Source organism: Tabrizicola sp. YIM 78059 (genome assembly GCF_004959785.1).
Classification (GTDB): Bacteria; Pseudomonadota; Alphaproteobacteria; order Rhodobacterales; family Rhodobacteraceae; genus Tabrizicola; species Tabrizicola caldifontis.
Window position 1 is genome coordinate 148,727 of the sequence record NZ_SJZH01000003.1, and the last position, 14,604, is coordinate 163,330.

At 65.4% G+C, this 14,604-nt stretch carries 12 protein-coding genes; 7 read left to right on the forward strand and 5 right to left on the reverse strand.

Annotated elements, in window-relative coordinates; translation table 11 throughout:
* Positions 1 to 39: 39 nt before the first annotated feature.
* The 3 genes from EZM81_RS05425 to EZM81_RS05435 all read right to left on the reverse strand — a co-directional run bounded on the left by EZM81_RS05425 (position 40) and on the right by EZM81_RS05435 (position 3,940).
* Positions 40 to 396, reverse strand: a complete 357-nt coding sequence (locus EZM81_RS05425) for a hypothetical protein (RefSeq protein WP_136645059.1) — start codon at positions 394 to 396, stop codon at positions 40 to 42.
* 10 nt (positions 397 to 406) lie between these two features.
* Complete coding sequence (locus EZM81_RS05430; RefSeq protein WP_136645060.1) at positions 407 to 2,881, reverse strand: DUF2793 domain-containing protein; 2,475 nt, start codon at positions 2,879 to 2,881, stop codon at positions 407 to 409.
* A 165-nt stretch (positions 2,882 to 3,046) separates the two neighbouring features.
* Entirely contained in the window at positions 3,047 to 3,940 is an 894-nt protein-coding gene (locus EZM81_RS05435; protein WP_248298139.1) for a DMT family transporter, read from the reverse strand.
* A gap of 138 nt (positions 3,941 to 4,078) precedes the next feature.
* Between EZM81_RS05435 and EZM81_RS05440 the strand changes: the two genes are divergently transcribed.
* The 7 genes from EZM81_RS05440 (at position 4,079) to pdeM (ending at position 12,797) form a co-directional block, all read left to right on the forward strand.
* Complete coding sequence (locus tag EZM81_RS05440) at positions 4,079 to 6,466, forward strand: ligase-associated DNA damage response DEXH box helicase (protein WP_136645061.1); 2,388 nt, start codon at positions 4,079 to 4,081, stop codon at positions 6,464 to 6,466.
* 449 nt (positions 6,467 to 6,915) lie between these two features.
* Positions 6,916 to 7,935, forward strand: coding sequence for a UDP-glucuronic acid decarboxylase family protein (locus EZM81_RS05445; protein ID WP_136645062.1), 1,020 nt, complete (start codon positions 6,916 to 6,918; stop codon positions 7,933 to 7,935).
* A complete protein-coding gene (galE, locus tag EZM81_RS05450; RefSeq protein WP_136645063.1) occupies positions 7,932 to 8,921 on the forward strand; it encodes a UDP-glucose 4-epimerase GalE in 990 nt (329 codons plus the stop codon). The genes EZM81_RS05445 and galE overlap by 4 nt, the downstream gene beginning before the upstream one ends.
* A complete protein-coding gene (locus tag EZM81_RS05455) occupies positions 8,911 to 10,746 on the forward strand; it encodes a glycosyltransferase (protein WP_136645064.1) in 1,836 nt (611 codons plus the stop codon). Before galE ends, EZM81_RS05455 begins: the two co-directional genes overlap by 11 nt.
* 12 nt (positions 10,747 to 10,758) lie before the next feature.
* A complete protein-coding gene (locus EZM81_RS05460) occupies positions 10,759 to 11,649 on the forward strand; it encodes a glycoside hydrolase family 26 protein (RefSeq protein ID WP_135448860.1) in 891 nt (296 codons plus the stop codon).
* Between the two features lie 97 nt (positions 11,650 to 11,746).
* Positions 11,747 to 12,010, forward strand: coding sequence for a hypothetical protein (locus EZM81_RS05465; RefSeq protein WP_136645065.1), 264 nt, complete (start codon positions 11,747 to 11,749; stop codon positions 12,008 to 12,010).
* 142 nt (positions 12,011 to 12,152) lie between these two features.
* Positions 12,153 to 12,797, forward strand: coding sequence for a ligase-associated DNA damage response endonuclease PdeM (gene pdeM / locus EZM81_RS05470; RefSeq protein ID WP_136645213.1), 645 nt, complete (start codon positions 12,153 to 12,155; stop codon positions 12,795 to 12,797).
* Between the two features lie 17 nt (positions 12,798 to 12,814).
* Here pdeM and folD read toward each other — a convergent pair whose 3' ends face one another.
* Both folD and EZM81_RS05480 read right to left on the reverse strand, forming a co-directional pair.
* On the reverse strand, positions 12,815 to 13,705 hold the full coding sequence (folD, locus tag EZM81_RS05475; RefSeq protein WP_136645066.1) for a bifunctional methylenetetrahydrofolate dehydrogenase/methenyltetrahydrofolate cyclohydrolase FolD: 891 nt from the start codon (positions 13,703 to 13,705) through the stop codon (positions 12,815 to 12,817).
* 14 nt (positions 13,706 to 13,719) lie between these two features.
* Positions 13,720 to 14,598 (reverse strand): bifunctional 5,10-methylenetetrahydrofolate dehydrogenase/5,10-methenyltetrahydrofolate cyclohydrolase, encoded by an 879-nt coding sequence (locus EZM81_RS05480; protein ID WP_135448857.1) that lies wholly within the window; start codon positions 14,596 to 14,598, stop codon positions 13,720 to 13,722.
* Between the last annotated feature and the right edge of the window lie 6 nt (positions 14,599 to 14,604).

A 14,604-nucleotide genomic window follows, 5' to 3' on the forward strand; every position in this document is an offset into this window, starting at 1 on the left:
CCCGGGGATCCTGCCATGTCCCGGTTCACCGGCAGCCGCTCAAGGCTTCGGGAAACGCGCCTTCACAGCGGCCACTGCGGCAAGCCAGTCCTCGCGCCGGCATTCGTCGCGCTGCCATTTGAAGAACAACGGGTCCGCTTCTTCGCTGAGGGCCTCGCGCAGTGCCGCTTCGCGCGCAGCTTCCGCCACCTCTGCGGCAGCCTTCGCGCGGGCAAGCACCTCTTCTGCCGTGGGCTCGGCGATGGAAGGCGCGCTCCGCCTGACCCAGGTGCCATCGGGTGCCCGGCGATGCTCGGCCAGAAACGCCAGATCCCTGTCCATCGGTTCCGACCCTTCGCGCGGCTGGCTTCCGATCCAGCCGGGAATGCCATCTTCGGTAAAGACGACGTGCAGCATGTCTGCCTCCTCAATAATCCGTCTCGATGTAAAGGCTCATGACTGCCTGGCCGATGACCGACGACACCCCACCCACGCTGATGTAGCTCCACGGTGCGAGAAGCTGAGTCACTGGGGGAAGATCGGTTGTTACAGCACCGGTTGCCTCGGCCCCCGAAACCAGGTCTGTCACCGCGTAGTGCAGGATCTGCGTCGGTCCCGGCGGCGCGAACAACACAATCTCGTAGACGGCGGTCCGGTCCTGGCTTGGTTTCGGAAAGTCCGGGCCCAGGTCGATCTTCGTCGCCGTGCCTGTGGCGTCGTTGTGCAGGAACTGGATGGTCACGTCGGATGAATCGTAACCCATGCCGCACATGTTTGTCAGGGTCGAAGGATCGACGTCGCTAGGCGCGGAAACAGAACCCCGCATCCCGACAAAGGCACGGTGCGCCCCGTTCGCGACACCGGTCGCCGGCCCCCAGCGCCAGACCAGATGAAAGCCGCCCAGCCCAGCCGCCGTGCCACCAAGCCCCCACTGCAAGGCATTCGCCCGCACCCCCGCCACTGCCGTGGTCGAAGCGGTCGTCACCAGCCATTCGTGACGGCGCATGTAGCTATGCAGGTTTGTCGTGCCTACGCTGGCGGCCGTGGCCGTTCCCGCCGCCGCCGTCGCAATCCCCATGTTGGTAAGCGAACCCCCGTTTCCGGGCGGAAGGAATATCCCGATCTTGTTTCGCCCGAAATGCGGGCTGATGGTCGTGTCAAGCCCGCTCGCGCCAACGAAGGCGGGCATGATGCGCCCGCCGATCGATCGTCCGAACAGCTTCACCCCGCCTGGCGCCGGTGCCATCGGAGGCGCAATCGCCGGCAGGGACAGTTCGCTTCCTTCGATCCTGACATTGGCTGCGCCTGCAAACGACCCGCCGTCGTTCCACTGCACTGCCCCTGAACTGCCGCCCGGGCTGCCACCGGCACCACCCGGAGGCGCCGTCCAGGTTCCGTCGGCGCGCAGGAAGTTCGTCGTGCCCCCGCCCGAGGCAGGGACGAGGCCCTTGGTGCCGCTGGTGAAAGTATCCAGCAAGGCTGTCGCCTGCGCGCCGGTCAGATCCTCGGGATCGCCGGACCCGGCCGAGGACCGGCCCTTGATCGTGCCTGTCACCATGTCGGCCAGCTTGGCGTTGGTCACGGCATTGGCAGTAATCGTGGTCACCCCGTCTCCTGCGCTGGTCACGTCGCCGCTGTGGTTAGGGTGGGTATAGTTGTTTGCTCCGGTCGCAACACCGTCCAGCTTCGCCTTGTCCGCCGCCGACATGAAGCCTGCCGCGCCGGTCGTGGCCGTCGCGTGCAACGAACCTCCGGCGCGGTTACCGTGCGCCGTGTCGTTGAACCGACCCGCCGGCAATATGCCTGTGGCAAGATCGCTGGCCGAGCCACTGGTCGCCACGGCCGCCAGCCCGGTGATGCTGCTGGCCGGCTGCGTCCCGGTATGCGTGGCCCGGTCGCGCAGGGCCGCGTCGCTGGCATTGGCCGTGGCGCCATCGGCAATGTTCAGGATGCTGCGCGCCTGAACGGGCGTCAGCACCTCTGGCTCACCCTGGCCAGCGCTCGCGCGACCCAGAAAGCTGTCGGCCGGGATCCCGGCCAGCTTCGACAGACCGACCGCACCCGCATCTATTGTCCAGACCGTGCCGCTGCCCGACACGGTGATGTCACCCTTGTCGCCATCGGCGATCCCCCCGCCACCAACAGCCACCGGAAGCGTCACCCCGGCCGAGCGAACCTTCACCTCGCCCGTGGACGTGTTCAGCCACAGCGTTCCGTCCGGGGGCGAGGCCGGATCGACCGCCTGCCCACCCAGGTGGAGAGGATGCGGCAGCGTCACCTCGCCCGAAGCGGCATCCGCCGTCAGCGCCGTTGCCCAGGCGGAGCCGTCCAGACTGACCTTCACGCTGAAATCGTCGCTTCCCGCGGTCCCCATCTCGGCCCGGCCGGAAAAGGATGTCTGGAACAGAAGACTGCACGTGTCGCCCTCTGCCGCCTTGTTCACCTTCAGCTGATGCCCGGAACCGGCATGGTTCAGCAGCGTCGCCGGGGCGGATACCGCCAGCCGGTTCACCGCATCTGCAGTCGCGGCGACCCCCAGCTGCGTCACTGTCAGCGGCCCATCCGAGGGTGCCTTCCACACCAGCCCGTCAAAGACAGCCGTCTGCCCCTCAGCCAGCACATGCGCCCGCCAACCCGGCAGGGGTTGGGTAAATTGCCAGCCGGTTTCCGAATACAGCGCAATCCGTCCCGCCTGCCCCGCCCAGTCGCCACTTGCCCCCGCCGCAACGATATGCCGGTCCCCCACCGAAGGAAGCTGCGGCGGCACCGTCTTTACCCGGTCGATCACGGCAAGCTGGACGATCAGATCCAGCGCCAAAAGCGCCTCGTTGTGGGTGACATGCTTCTGCGCCTGGGCCGGAAGAATCAGGGGCAGCGACAGGATCGTCGTATCGTCGGGCATTGAAACCTCCGCAGGATCGCCGTGGCCCGCGACCCTAGGAAAGGTTTCTCTACAACTGCTCACCACCCCGCGCGCAGCACCTTGCCCGTGCGCAACACTGGCGGCCCCGCCCCTCACCTCCCCCTCGTGGAGAGGAGAGGGGAAGGCGGGGGGGCTGCGTGCCTCTTACGGCACGGGCTGCGGCGGAATCCGGCCCCGCCGCGCCTCAGCCCAGGTGTTGAGGCTGACCGCCCCCACGATCAGCGCCCCGCCCAGGATCACGAACCCGTCCACCGCCTCGCCGAAAACCAGGGCACCCAGCAATGCCGCCCAAAGGATCTGCAGGAAGGTCACCGGCTGCGTCACCGCCAGCGGCGCGGCCCGGAAGGCCCGCGTCATGGTGTAATGTCCCAGCGTGGCCAGCGCCGCGACGCCCGCCAGCCAGGCCACCTGCACCGCGCTGACCGGCTGCCAGACCCACCAGGCCATCGGCGCCAGCCCCATAGCCACGGTCACCGAAAGCACGGCCACCACCACGCTGGCAGGGGCCATCGCGCTCAGCCGCTTGGCGAAAATGTAGCTAACCGCAAAGCAGACCGTTGCCGCCATTTGCGCCAGATGCCCTGGTGTAACCTCGCGCAGCCCCGGCCGCAGAACGACCAGCGCTCCGGCAAGGGCCACAAGCACCGAAACAATCCGCCCCCTTCCCAGCCCCTCGCCCAGAAGAAGCCCCGCGATGACCAGCACGATCACCGGGTTCAGGAAGCCGATCGCCGCCATTTCGGCCACCGGCACACGCGCCATGGCCCAGAACCAGAAGACCACTGCCGCGACATGCAGCGCGCCGCGCCACAGGAACAGCGGCCAGATGCCGGTGGGCAGCCGTGTCCCACGCATCGCAATCAGCGCGGGCGCCAGGAAGGCCAGCCCGAAGACAAAGCGAATGAAGGCCGACTGCGCCGCCGGCATGTCGGTGCCCAGATGCCGGACAATGCCGTTTACCCCCACGAAGGCCAGACCCGTGGCCAGCATCCACAGCGCCCCCTCAACGGGGCGGCCCAGATCGGTCGTAGCACGCATGGCGCGACCTCACCCGAGCCGAAGGGAAAAGGCAAGATGGTCACTGCGGCGCTCTGCCCGGAGCGCCCGGCCCGACGGCGGGCCAGGGCAGGTCGCAACCGGGTTTCCCTGCACACGATCGCAGTCTATCTCTGCGCCATGCTGACGCTGCCCCCCGCCCTCTCCGACTGGTTCGCCGCCCAGGGCTGGACGCTTCACTCCCACCAGCTTCAGATGGTGGAACAGGCGCACGAGCCTTCCACCCTTCTCATTGCGCCTACGGGCGGCGGCAAGACGCTGGCGGGGTTCCTGCCCACCCTCGCCGAACTGGGGGCCGATCCTCCGGCCGGTATTCACACCCTTTATGTTTCGCCCCTGAAGGCGCTGACCGCCGACATCCGCCGCAACCTGCGCACGCCGATCGAGGGTGCGGGCCTCAGGATCCGGGTCGAGGACCGCACCGGCGATACCGGCTACATCCAGCGCCGCCGCCAGCGTGCCGATCCGCCGCATATCCTGCTGACGACGCCGGAAAGCCTGGCCCTTCTGCTGTCCTACGAGGACGCCCCCCGCATCTTCGCCGGTCTGCAACGGGTGATCGTTGACGAAATTCATGCGCTTGCCGAATCGAAACGCGGCGACCAGCTCGTCCTGCAACTCGCCCGTCTCAAGTCGCTGAATCCGCAGCTTCGCCGCGTAGGGCTTTCCGCCACCGTCGAGAATCCGGCTGCCCTGGCGCGCTTCCTTGGACCCGAAACCACGATCCTGCAGGCTGACCCCGGCCCCGACCCCGACATCTCGATGCTGGAAACCGCAGCCCCCCCGCCGTGGTCGGGCGGCGGCGGCCGTTACGCCATACCCGCGATCCTCGACCAGATCCGGCGCCACCGCACCACGCTGATCTTCCACAACACCCGCGCCCAGGCAGAACTTTTCTTCCACGACCTCTGGCTTTCCAACACGGATGACCTTCCGATCGGCATTCACCACGGCTCGCTTTCCCGCGAAAGCCGCCAGCGTGTAGAACAGGCCATGGCCGCTGGCGCACTGCGCGCCGTCGTGTGCACCGGCTCGCTCGACCTCGGCATCGACTGGGGGGACGTGGACCTGGTTATCCAGGTCGGCGCGCCGAAGAACGTCAAGCGCCTTGTCCAGCGCATCGGCCGCGCCAACCACCGCTACAATGCGCCCTCCAAGGCACTTCTCGTCCCCGCCAACCGCTTCGAGGTGGTGGAATGCCAAGCCGCCCTTGACGCAGTCCGCGCCCGCACCCTGGACGGAGAACCGCGCGGCCCCGGCCCCCGCGACGTCCTCTGCCAGCACATCCTTGCAACCGCCTGCGCCGGCCCCTTCGACGCCGATTCCCTCTATGCCGAGGTCATCTCCACCGGCCCCTATGCCCTTTTGACCAGGGCGGAATTCGACGCTTGTCTCGATTTCGTCGCCACCGGAGGCTATGCGCTGCGGGCCTATGACCGCTGGCAGCGCCTGAAGCAAAGTGGTGGGAAATGGCAGCTGCGCGATCCCCGCGCCGCCGCGGTGATCCGTCAGAATCTTGGCACGATCATCGACATCGAGACGCTGAAGGTCCGCCTGCGCAATCATGGCACTCCCTTGGGCGAGGTCGAGGAATCCTTCGCCGCCACCCTGACCCCCGGCGACACCTTCCTGATCGGCGGCCAGATCGTCCGCTACGAGGGGCTGCGCGAGATGACTGTCGAGGTATCTAAGACACCAGGCCGCGATCCAAGGGTCGCAGTCTTCAACGGCACCAAGTTCGCAACATCCACCCTGCTCGCCGAACGCATCCTGGGCATCTTCCAGCAGGACAGCTGGCCCGATCTGCCCGCCCACACCGCATCGTGGCTGGCCAAGCAGCGCGAGGTCTCGCGCCTGCCCGATCCGCACTCTCTCCTCCTCGAAAGCTTCCCGCACGACGGCCGCGAACATCTGGTGATCTACGGCTTCGCCGGTCGCAACGCCCAGCAGACGCTCGGACTGCTTGTCACGAAACAGATGGAGAGGCAGGGCCTTGCCCCGCTCGGCTTCGTCGCGACCGACTATGCCACGCTGATCTGGGGCCTTGACCCGGTCACCGACCCGGCACCGCTGTTCGATCTTGCCACGCTGCGCGACGGCCTGGACAGCTGGCTTGCCGGCAACGCCGTGATGAAGCGCACCTTCCGCGCGACCGCCATCATCGCCGGGCTTATCGAACGCAGCCACCAGGGCCGGCGCAAGACCGGGCGTCAGGCGACCTTCTCCTCCGATATTCTTTATGACACGCTGCGCCGCTACGATCCCGACCACCTCCTTTTGCAGATCACCCGGGAAGAGGCGCTGCGCGGCCTCATCGACTTTTCCCGCATCGAGGCCCTTCTGGCCCGCATCGGCCAGAATATCGACCTCCGCCGTCTTTCCCGCGTCACACCGCTGGCCGCCCCCCTGTTCTTCGAGCCGGGGCGCATTCCCGTTCATGGCGAGGGGCGCGACCGCCTGGCCAGCGCCCAGGCGCAGGCCCTGATGAAGGCTGCGGGCCTAGCCTGACCGATCCGCCTGCCCAAGTCCGGTAAGGCCCCGAGGGCGCCCTCGACACCACGCCTGGCGCCTCCGACTTCATGGCAAAATTGCGGCAAAGAGGTTCTTCGACGTGAAGCGCGCGCTCAGCGATTCGCAAGCTGCTATCGTTTTTGGTGCAGGAAAAAGCCACGCAACTACTTAAGATTGCATAGAGCCTTTCGATAGGCCAGACTTCATGCGAGATATCGCTTGCGGCCGATCAAATGTGTCCAAATGATGTCTAATTATGGCCCAACATTGACAAAAATGGGAAATCCTCGATAGTCGAGGGTGCCAGTGAATGCAGCGCCAGCAATAGCGCGAATGACGCGGAAAGGCATGGGCTTGCATAGCTGCCCGTCCGTCTGGACGGCCGCCATCGGCGGATGGTCCGGAATGGTCATTTGAATTGGCGGCGATTTGAAGGGTGGGGTTCAATGCGTGACTTCTTGGATACACCGGGCCATGGAAAGCGTGGTTTGCCGGGGCAAAAGGTAGTTGTGATCGCCGGCGGCGCCGGCTTTGTCGGATCGGCACTCTGCGCAAGGCTCATTTCTTCCGGCCAGTCGGTGATCTGTGTCGACAATCTCGTGACCGGATCGGCAGACAACATCGCGGCTCTGGCCAAGCATCCCCGCTTCCGCTTCATCCGTCAGGACATCATTTCGCCGCTGGCCATCTCGGGTCCGGTGGACGAAATCTACAACCTCGCCTGCCCGGCATCGCCGCCACGCTATCAGGCGAACCCGATCCACACCTTTCGCACCTCGATCGAGGGATCGCTCAACCTGCTGACCCTGGCCGAGCGCAAGGGCGCGCGGATCCTTCTGGCCTCGACGTCCGAGATCTATGGCGACCCCGAGATCTCGCCGCAGCCCGAAAGCTACAGGGGTTGCGTCAATACCGTCGGACCCAGGGCCTGCTATGACGAAGGCAAACGTGCGGCCGAGACGCTGTTCTGGGAATACGGCGCGCATCGCGGGCTCGAGACGCGGATCGCGCGCATCTTCAACACCTACGGCCCGCAGATGGATCCCGAGGACGGGCGCGTGGTGTCTAACTTCATCGTCCAGTCCCTGCGGGGCCAGCCGTTGACGGTATATGGCGACGGCTCGCAAACCCGCAGCTTCTGCTACGTGGACGATCTGGTGGAAGGGCTGATCCGGCTCATGGCAAGCGACGAGAAAATGCCCGTAAACCTAGGCAATCCCGGAGAGTTCACCATGCTGCAACTGGCCGAGCTGGTCCAGTCCAAGACCGGCCGCCGCACGCCCATCACCTTCCAGCCCCTGCCGCAGGACGACCCGCGCCAGCGCAGGCCCGACATCACCCGCGCCCGCGACGTCCTGGGCTGGGCGCCCACGGTGCCGCTGGACCGGGGCCTTGACAAGACGATCGCCTGGTTCGCCCAGCGCATCGGCGCCCCCATGCCTGGCAAGCCGGTTCTCGTGTCATGACCGCAGGGCCCGCCATCCTGGTCACTGGGGGCGCGGGCTTCATCGGCTCGCACACCTGCAAGGCACTGGCCCGGGCAGGGTTCCTGCCGGTAGCCTTCGACAACCTGTCGACCGGTCACCGCGACGCCGTCCGCTACGGCCCCTTCGTGGCAGGGGACGTGCGCGATGCAGGAGCGGTCGAGGTGGTCCTGCGCCAATACAGGGTGGAAGCCGTCATCCATTTCGCCGCATCGGCCTATGTCGGTGAAAGCATGATGAATCCCGGCCTCTATTACGACAACAATCTGGGCGGCATGATCGGACTGATCTCGGGCTGTCACGCGGCCGGGCTAGACCGGATCGTCTTTTCCTCAAGCTGCGCCACCTATGGCGTGCCCGACCGGCTGCCTATCGCCGAGACGACGCCGCAGATGCCGATCAATCCGTATGGTCGCACCAAACTGATCTGCGAACAGATGCTTGCCGACCACGCCGCCGCCCATGGTCTGCGCTATGCCGCGCTGCGCTACTTTAACGCGGCTGGCGCCGACCCCGAAGGCGAGCTGTTTGAATGGCACGAACCGGAAACCCACCTTCTGCCGCTGGCCCTGCGCGCGGCCACCGGGCAGGGGCCGGCACTTCAGGTCTATGGCACCGACTACCCCACGCCAGACGGCACCTGCATCCGCGACTACATCCACGTCTGCGATCTCGCTCGCGCCCATGTTCTGGCGCTGAGGCACCTTCTGGACGGGGGCGAGACGCTGCACCTTAACCTTGGCACCGGACAGGGCCTGTCGATCCGCCAGATCGTCGCCGGGATCGAGGCGATGACCGGTCGGCAGATGCCGGTGATCTGGGCGCCCCGCCGCCCTGGCGACCCGCCTGCTCTGGTCGCCGACCCGTCGGCCGCGCGCGACCGGCTGGGCTTTGTCGCGGAACGGTCGGATCTGACAACGCTTCTGACCGATGCCGCCCTTGTCTACGGGCTGCGCCATGCCGCGTGAGACGACCATCCCCTGGCTTGTCCCGCTTCTGTCGGTGCCCGAGCGCCGATGGCTGCAACTGCTGACTGGCCTGTGGATTGCAGCTGCCCTTTGGTTCTGGATCTGGTGGCTTGACCCCTCTCATGTCGATGGCAGCGCCGGCTGGGTCGGCTGGCTGAAATTCGGGATCGTGTCGCTGCTCATTGGCTGGATCACCTTCCTGCAGGCCTTCTTCCTGGCCTTCGCCCACCGTGCCGTCCGTTCGGCCGCGCCGGACCCGACGCATCTGGGTCTGCGGGTGGCAATGATCGTCACCAAGACCCCTTCCGAGCCCTTCGAGGTGGTGCGCCGCACGCTTGAGGCGATGCTGGCCCAGGACATCCCGCATGACACCTGGCTGGCCGACGAGAACCCCTCGCGCACCACGCTGGCCTGGTGCGCCGCAAGGGGGGTGCGCGTTTCGACAAGGCATGGCGTGAAGGATTATCACCGCCCCACCTGGCCACGCCGCACACGCTGCAAGGAAGGCAACCTCGCCTATTTCTATGATCACTGGGGCTATGCGAACTATGACGTGGTCTGCCAGCTTGACGCCGATCATGTGCCTCAGCCCGGCTATCTGCGCGAGATGCTGCGCCCCTTCGCCGACCCGGAGGTCGGCTATGTTTCGGCCCCGTCGATCTGCTCGTCCAATGCACCGCTGAACTGGGCGGCACGCACCCGACTGCACACCGAAGGCGGATTCCATGGCATCCTTCAGGCGGGCTATTCCAACGGCTTCGCCCCCATGTGCATTGGATCGCACTACGCGGTTCGCACCAAGGCGCTGCGGGAAGTCGGGGGCCTTGGCCCCGAACTGGCCGAGGATCATTCGACCACGATGATCCTGAACGCAGGCGGCTGGAAAGGCGTCCATGCGATCGACGCCATCGCGATCGGCGACGGGCCTGCGACCGTCGCCGACATGGTGACGCAGGAATTCCAGTGGTCGCGCAGTCTGGTCACGTTGCTCTTGCAGCACACGCCGCGCTACCTGCCCAGCCTGCCCCCGCGTCTGCGGGCGCAATTCCTTTTCTGTCAGCTGCTCTATCCCCTGATCGCGCTGACCTTCTGCGCCATGTATCTGCTGCCCATCGTGGCGGTGATCTTCGACATCCGCTATTCGGCGGTCACCTATCCCGATTATTTCGGGCATGTGCTGCCGATGATCTTCGTAATGCTGGCCATCGCATGGAGCTTGCACGGCATGGGCCATTTCCGCCCGGTCGATGCGTCGGTGATCAGCTGGGAGCGCATCCTCTTCCTCGCCCTGCAGTGGCCCTGGGTGCTGTGGGGATGCATCATGGCGATCCGCGACACGGTGACCGGCCGCTTCGTCGATTTCCGCATCACCCCCAAGGGCGAAGCATCGCGCGGCCGGCTGCCCTTCGGGGTGCTTCTCGTCTATGCGGCACTTGCGATGGGCTGCATCCTGCCGGTACTTTTCGGCCCGCGCCTGACCGAGGCGAAGGGCTTCTACCTGCTGACGCTGCTTTCGGGAACGCTCTATGTCTCGGTCGTTCTGGTGACGATCTGGCATCACCTTTCGGAAAACGGCTGGACCTTCTTCGGCACCCGCGCGGATGCGGGGCTGCAGATGGCGATGACCGTCCTGCTTGTCGGCCTGACTTTCGCCGCCTATTCTTCACGCGCGGCCGAAGGTGCCTATGGCATCACCCAGGGCCTGGAACGCATCAAGCTGGTGCAGATGCAGACCCGGGTGGCCGGTGCAGGATCGGGGCAGGCCGGACTGGCCGACTATCGTTTCACTTTTGAATTGGTTCGACCCCCGTCGGGCCTCAACTGAGGAGAGACTGCGATGAATGGCACAAGAAAAGTTGCACTGGCCCTGAGTCTCTGCCTGCCCCTCGCCCTGCCAGGCGAGGCAGCACCACCCGGCGACCTGCCCTTCGGCGTCTACGATCCCGATGGGCAATTCCAGGCCGACACGCAGGTGACGATCGAACATGTCTTCCTGCCCTGGGAGGACGTGAACCTGTCCTCGCTTCTGGATGTCGACCAGTATGCCCTGGCCCGCAACCGCGCCCTTCTGATTACCATCGAGCCATGGACGTGGACCCGCAGCGAACGCAACACGGCCAGGTTCCTGCGAGACGGGATCCGGGCGGGATACTACGATGCCAACATGCGTAGCATCTGTTCGGTGATCGGCACGCTGCAAAGCCCGATCTCTGTCCGCTGGGGGCATGAAATGGACTATGACGAAGGCCATTTCATCTGGGCCGGCTGGCGACCTGAGGACTATATTGCTGCCTACCGCCGCATGATCGACATCTGCCGGGACGAGGCGCCGAACATCAACGTTGTCTGGTCGCCACTGGGGCTGGAAAATGCGACCGAATACTATCCCGGTGACGATTATGTCGACATTGTGGGCATGTCGATCTTCGGACTGGAACCCTGGGAGGAGAAAGTCCTGGGAGGAGCGAAGACGTTCGAGGACTGGCTGACCGAACGCTATGATCGGCTCAAGGGCTTCGGCAAGCCGATCCTTGTGGCCGAGGTGGGCTATTCCGGCCGCGAAGCCTATGTAAACCTTTGGGAAAACCAGGTTCGCCAGACCCGGCCGAACATGCCTCTGCTGATTGGCTCGGTCTATTTCAACCAGCCCGAAGTCTACCCCTGGCGTGATGGCTTCGGACTGCCCGACTGGCGCGTGGACAAGCGCACCCTGCCGGACAATTCCTGAAATCGCCCATTTCCCGACCGATTTGGGCCAGAAAGACCGGCATGAATCCCTTGTTGACGTGCGGCGTTCGCGCCGCACCCATCAGGGGGATCGTGCGATGGCTAGAAAGCGCTTCGGGCTGGTCGCGGTGGCGGCAATAGCGGTCTTGTCCGGCATGCCGGTCCTTGCGTCAGAGGACCGTTCCTCGCGTCCGTCCGTCCAGTTCGACTGGTTCGCCAACGCAGCAAGGCCGATTTCGAATGCCGAAGCCATCGCCCGCACCCGCGCGGCGATCATCAAGGCGCGGGGCCTTGCCAGGGGAGCAAGCTGGGTCTGCTCGCCGGCCGGTTCTGGCAAGAAGGCCACCTGCTACAGGGGCTGATTTCGGGCGCATTCCGAGCCCAAATCTGGTCCGGGGTTGTTCGCTTCCACCGTTCAGATTGCGCTGGCGGCTCCGCGCGGTCTTTGTCATAGGATGATCCTGATCCCGGGCGTTCGCCCGTGAAACAGGCGTGTCACGACCGATGGTCCCTTGCAGTTTTTGGGGCGAAACCCTGCACCTGATGCCATCAGGGGCCATGTTCTGGCCCGCAAGTGGATTGCTTGCCGTTTCTGACCTGCATCTCGGCAGATCCGAACGCTTTGCACGCCGCAGCGGAGCGCTGTTGCCGCCGTATGAAACGCACGCGACTCTGGAAAAGCTCGACCGAGATATCGACGCCACGGGGGCCAGCACAGTCATCTGCCTTGGCGACAGCTTCGATGACCTTGCCGCCGCCAATGGCCTTGATGACACATCCCGTCTCTGGCTTGCCCGGTTGATCGCCGGGCGCACCTGGATCTGGATCACCGGCAACCACGACCCCGGCCCGATCGAACTCGGCGGCTCTCACCGGTCCGAACTCGGTCTGCGGCCCTTCACCTTCCGCCACATTGCCGACCCGGCAGACCGTGCAGAGATATCGGGACACTACCACCCGAAAGCCCAGCTTGCCGGCCAGTGGCGCCCCTGTTTCCTGGTCGACTCGAGCCGGCTTATCCTGCCCGCCTACGGCACCTACACCGGAGGCCTGCGCTGCGATGATCCGGCACTGGCCACCCTGATGGCGCAGGATGCACTGGCAGTCCTGACCGGCCCGCGCGTCCTTGCCATTCCGATGCCCAGGTAGGTGGCGTGCTGCCCAGCCTAAGCGGTCAGCCCTTCGGGCTCGGCCAGTCCATGCGCCCGGCAGCAGGCAGTCAGCGTGTTGGCCAGAAGGCAGGCAATGGTCATGGGCCCGACACCACCCGGCACCGGGGTGATCGCCCCCGCAACCTCTGCTGCGCTTGTGTAATGCACGTCGCCCACCAGGACACCCTTCCCATCGCGCTCGATCCGGTTGATGCCGACATCGATCACCGTAGCCCCCGGCTTCACCATGTCGCCGGTGATCATCTCTGGCCGGCCTACCGCCGCAACCAGGATGTCGGCGCGGCGGCAGACCTCGGCCAGGTTCTTCGTCCGGCTGTGCGCGATCGTCACTGTGCAGCTGTCACCCAGAAGAAGCTGCGCCATCGGCTTCCCGACGATGTTCGACCGGCCCACCACAACCGCCTCGAGCCCGGCAAGCTTGCCGTGGTGATCCCGCAGCATCATCAGGCATCCCAGTGGTGTGCAGGGCACCATTGCCTTCTGCCCGGTTCCCAGCAGCCCGACATTGGAAATGTGGAACCCGTCCACATCCTTCGCCGGATTGATCCGGTTGATGACCAGTTCCGAGTTCAGATGCCCCGGCAGCGGCAGCTGCACCAGAATCCCGTGCACCTTCGGGTCCGCGTTCAACCGGTCGATCAGTGCCAGAAGGTCGGCTTCCGATGTCTCGGCCGGCAGGCGATGCTCGAAGCTTGCCATCCCGACCTCGATCGTCGAGGCATGCTTGTTCCTGACATAGACCTTCGAGGCCGGATCCTCGCCCACCAGCACCACGGCAAGACCTGGCTGGATCCCGTTCTCCTCCTTCAGCCGTGCCACATGTTCCGCGACCTGCGCCCGCACCCGTGCCGCAAAGGCCTTGCCGTCTATCACCCTGGCCGTCATCGCCATCCCTCCCCCTAGACCGCCGCCGCAAAGGCAGTGCGGTAATGTTCCATCTGCAGCTGCGTCGCCAGCACCGCGTTCTTCATCAGGATCGCCACGGTCACCGGCCCCACCCCGCCGGGGACCGGCGTGATCCATCCCGCTACCTCGGCGCAACTGGCAAAATCCGCATCTCCCACAGTGCGGCCGTCAACACGGTTGATGCCTATGTCGATCAGCGCCGCGCCGGGTTTCAGCATCTCGCCGCGCACCAGGCCGGGCTTGCCTACCGCCACAAAGACGGCATCCGCCGCCCGGCTGTGCACCGCGACCTGGCGCGTCATGTGGTGGCAGACCGTGACCGTAGCCCCCAGCCCCATCATCAGGAAGGCGATGGGCTTGCCCACGATTTCGGAATGCCCGATCACGCAGACATCCAGCCCTTCCATCCTCAGCGGCAGGGTCTTCAGGATCTCGACCGCGGCGACTGCGGTGCAAGGGCCCAGCACCAGATCGTTGTACACGATATTGCCGATCGAGGCGGGATGCATACCCTCGACATCCTTCAGGGGATGTACGGCCTTCTGCAACGCCTTCACCGGGATGTGCGAAGGCAGCGGCCGCTGGATGATGATCCCGTTCACCCTCGGATCCGCGTTCAGACCTGCCAGCACGCCCTGCAATTGCTCCAGGCTGATCGTCTCGGGATAGTTCCGCGCCTCGAATCCAACGCCCGAGGCTTCGGCCGACTTCTGCTGGTTGCGGACGTAAAGCTCTGCCGCTGCCACATCGCCGACCGAGATCGACACCAGCCGCGGCGTCCAGCCCAGTGCCGTCAGCCGTGCGGCCTCAGCCCGCGTTTCCTCACGCATTCGGGCCGCAATGGCCTTGCCGTCAATCAGCGTGGCAGGCATCCCGCG

Bases quoted from the DNA above. Each gene is read 5' to 3' on its own strand.
- EZM81_RS05460 (WP_135448860.1), top strand. From the start codon at position 10,759: ATGAATGGCACAAGAAAAGTTGCACTGGCCCTGAGTCTCTGCCTGCCC.
- EZM81_RS05465 (WP_136645065.1), top strand. From the start codon at position 11,747: ATGGCTAGAAAGCGCTTCGGGCTGGTCGCGGTGGCGGCAATAGCGGTC.
- EZM81_RS05445 (WP_136645062.1), top strand. From the start codon at position 6,916: ATGCGTGACTTCTTGGATACACCGGGCCATGGAAAGCGTGGTTTGCCG.
- EZM81_RS05425 (WP_136645059.1), bottom strand. From the start codon at position 396: ATGCTGCACGTCGTCTTTACCGAAGATGGCATTCCCGGCTGGATCGGA.
- pdeM (WP_136645213.1), top strand. From the start codon at position 12,153: ATGGTCCCTTGCAGTTTTTGGGGCGAAACCCTGCACCTGATGCCATCA.
- EZM81_RS05430 (WP_136645060.1), bottom strand. From the start codon at position 2,881: ATGCCCGACGATACGACGATCCTGTCGCTGCCCCTGATTCTTCCGGCC.
- folD (WP_136645066.1), bottom strand. From the start codon at position 13,705: ATGACGGCCAGGGTGATAGACGGCAAGGCCTTTGCGGCACGGGTGCGG.
- galE (WP_136645063.1), top strand. From the start codon at position 7,932: ATGACCGCAGGGCCCGCCATCCTGGTCACTGGGGGCGCGGGCTTCATC.
- EZM81_RS05480 (WP_135448857.1), bottom strand. From the start codon at position 14,598: ATGCCTGCCACGCTGATTGACGGCAAGGCCATTGCGGCCCGAATGCGT.
- EZM81_RS05455 (WP_136645064.1), top strand. From the start codon at position 8,911: ATGCCGCGTGAGACGACCATCCCCTGGCTTGTCCCGCTTCTGTCGGTG.
- EZM81_RS05435 (WP_248298139.1), bottom strand. From the start codon at position 3,940: ATGCGTGCTACGACCGATCTGGGCCGCCCCGTTGAGGGGGCGCTGTGG.
- EZM81_RS05440 (WP_136645061.1), top strand. From the start codon at position 4,079: ATGCTGACGCTGCCCCCCGCCCTCTCCGACTGGTTCGCCGCCCAGGGC.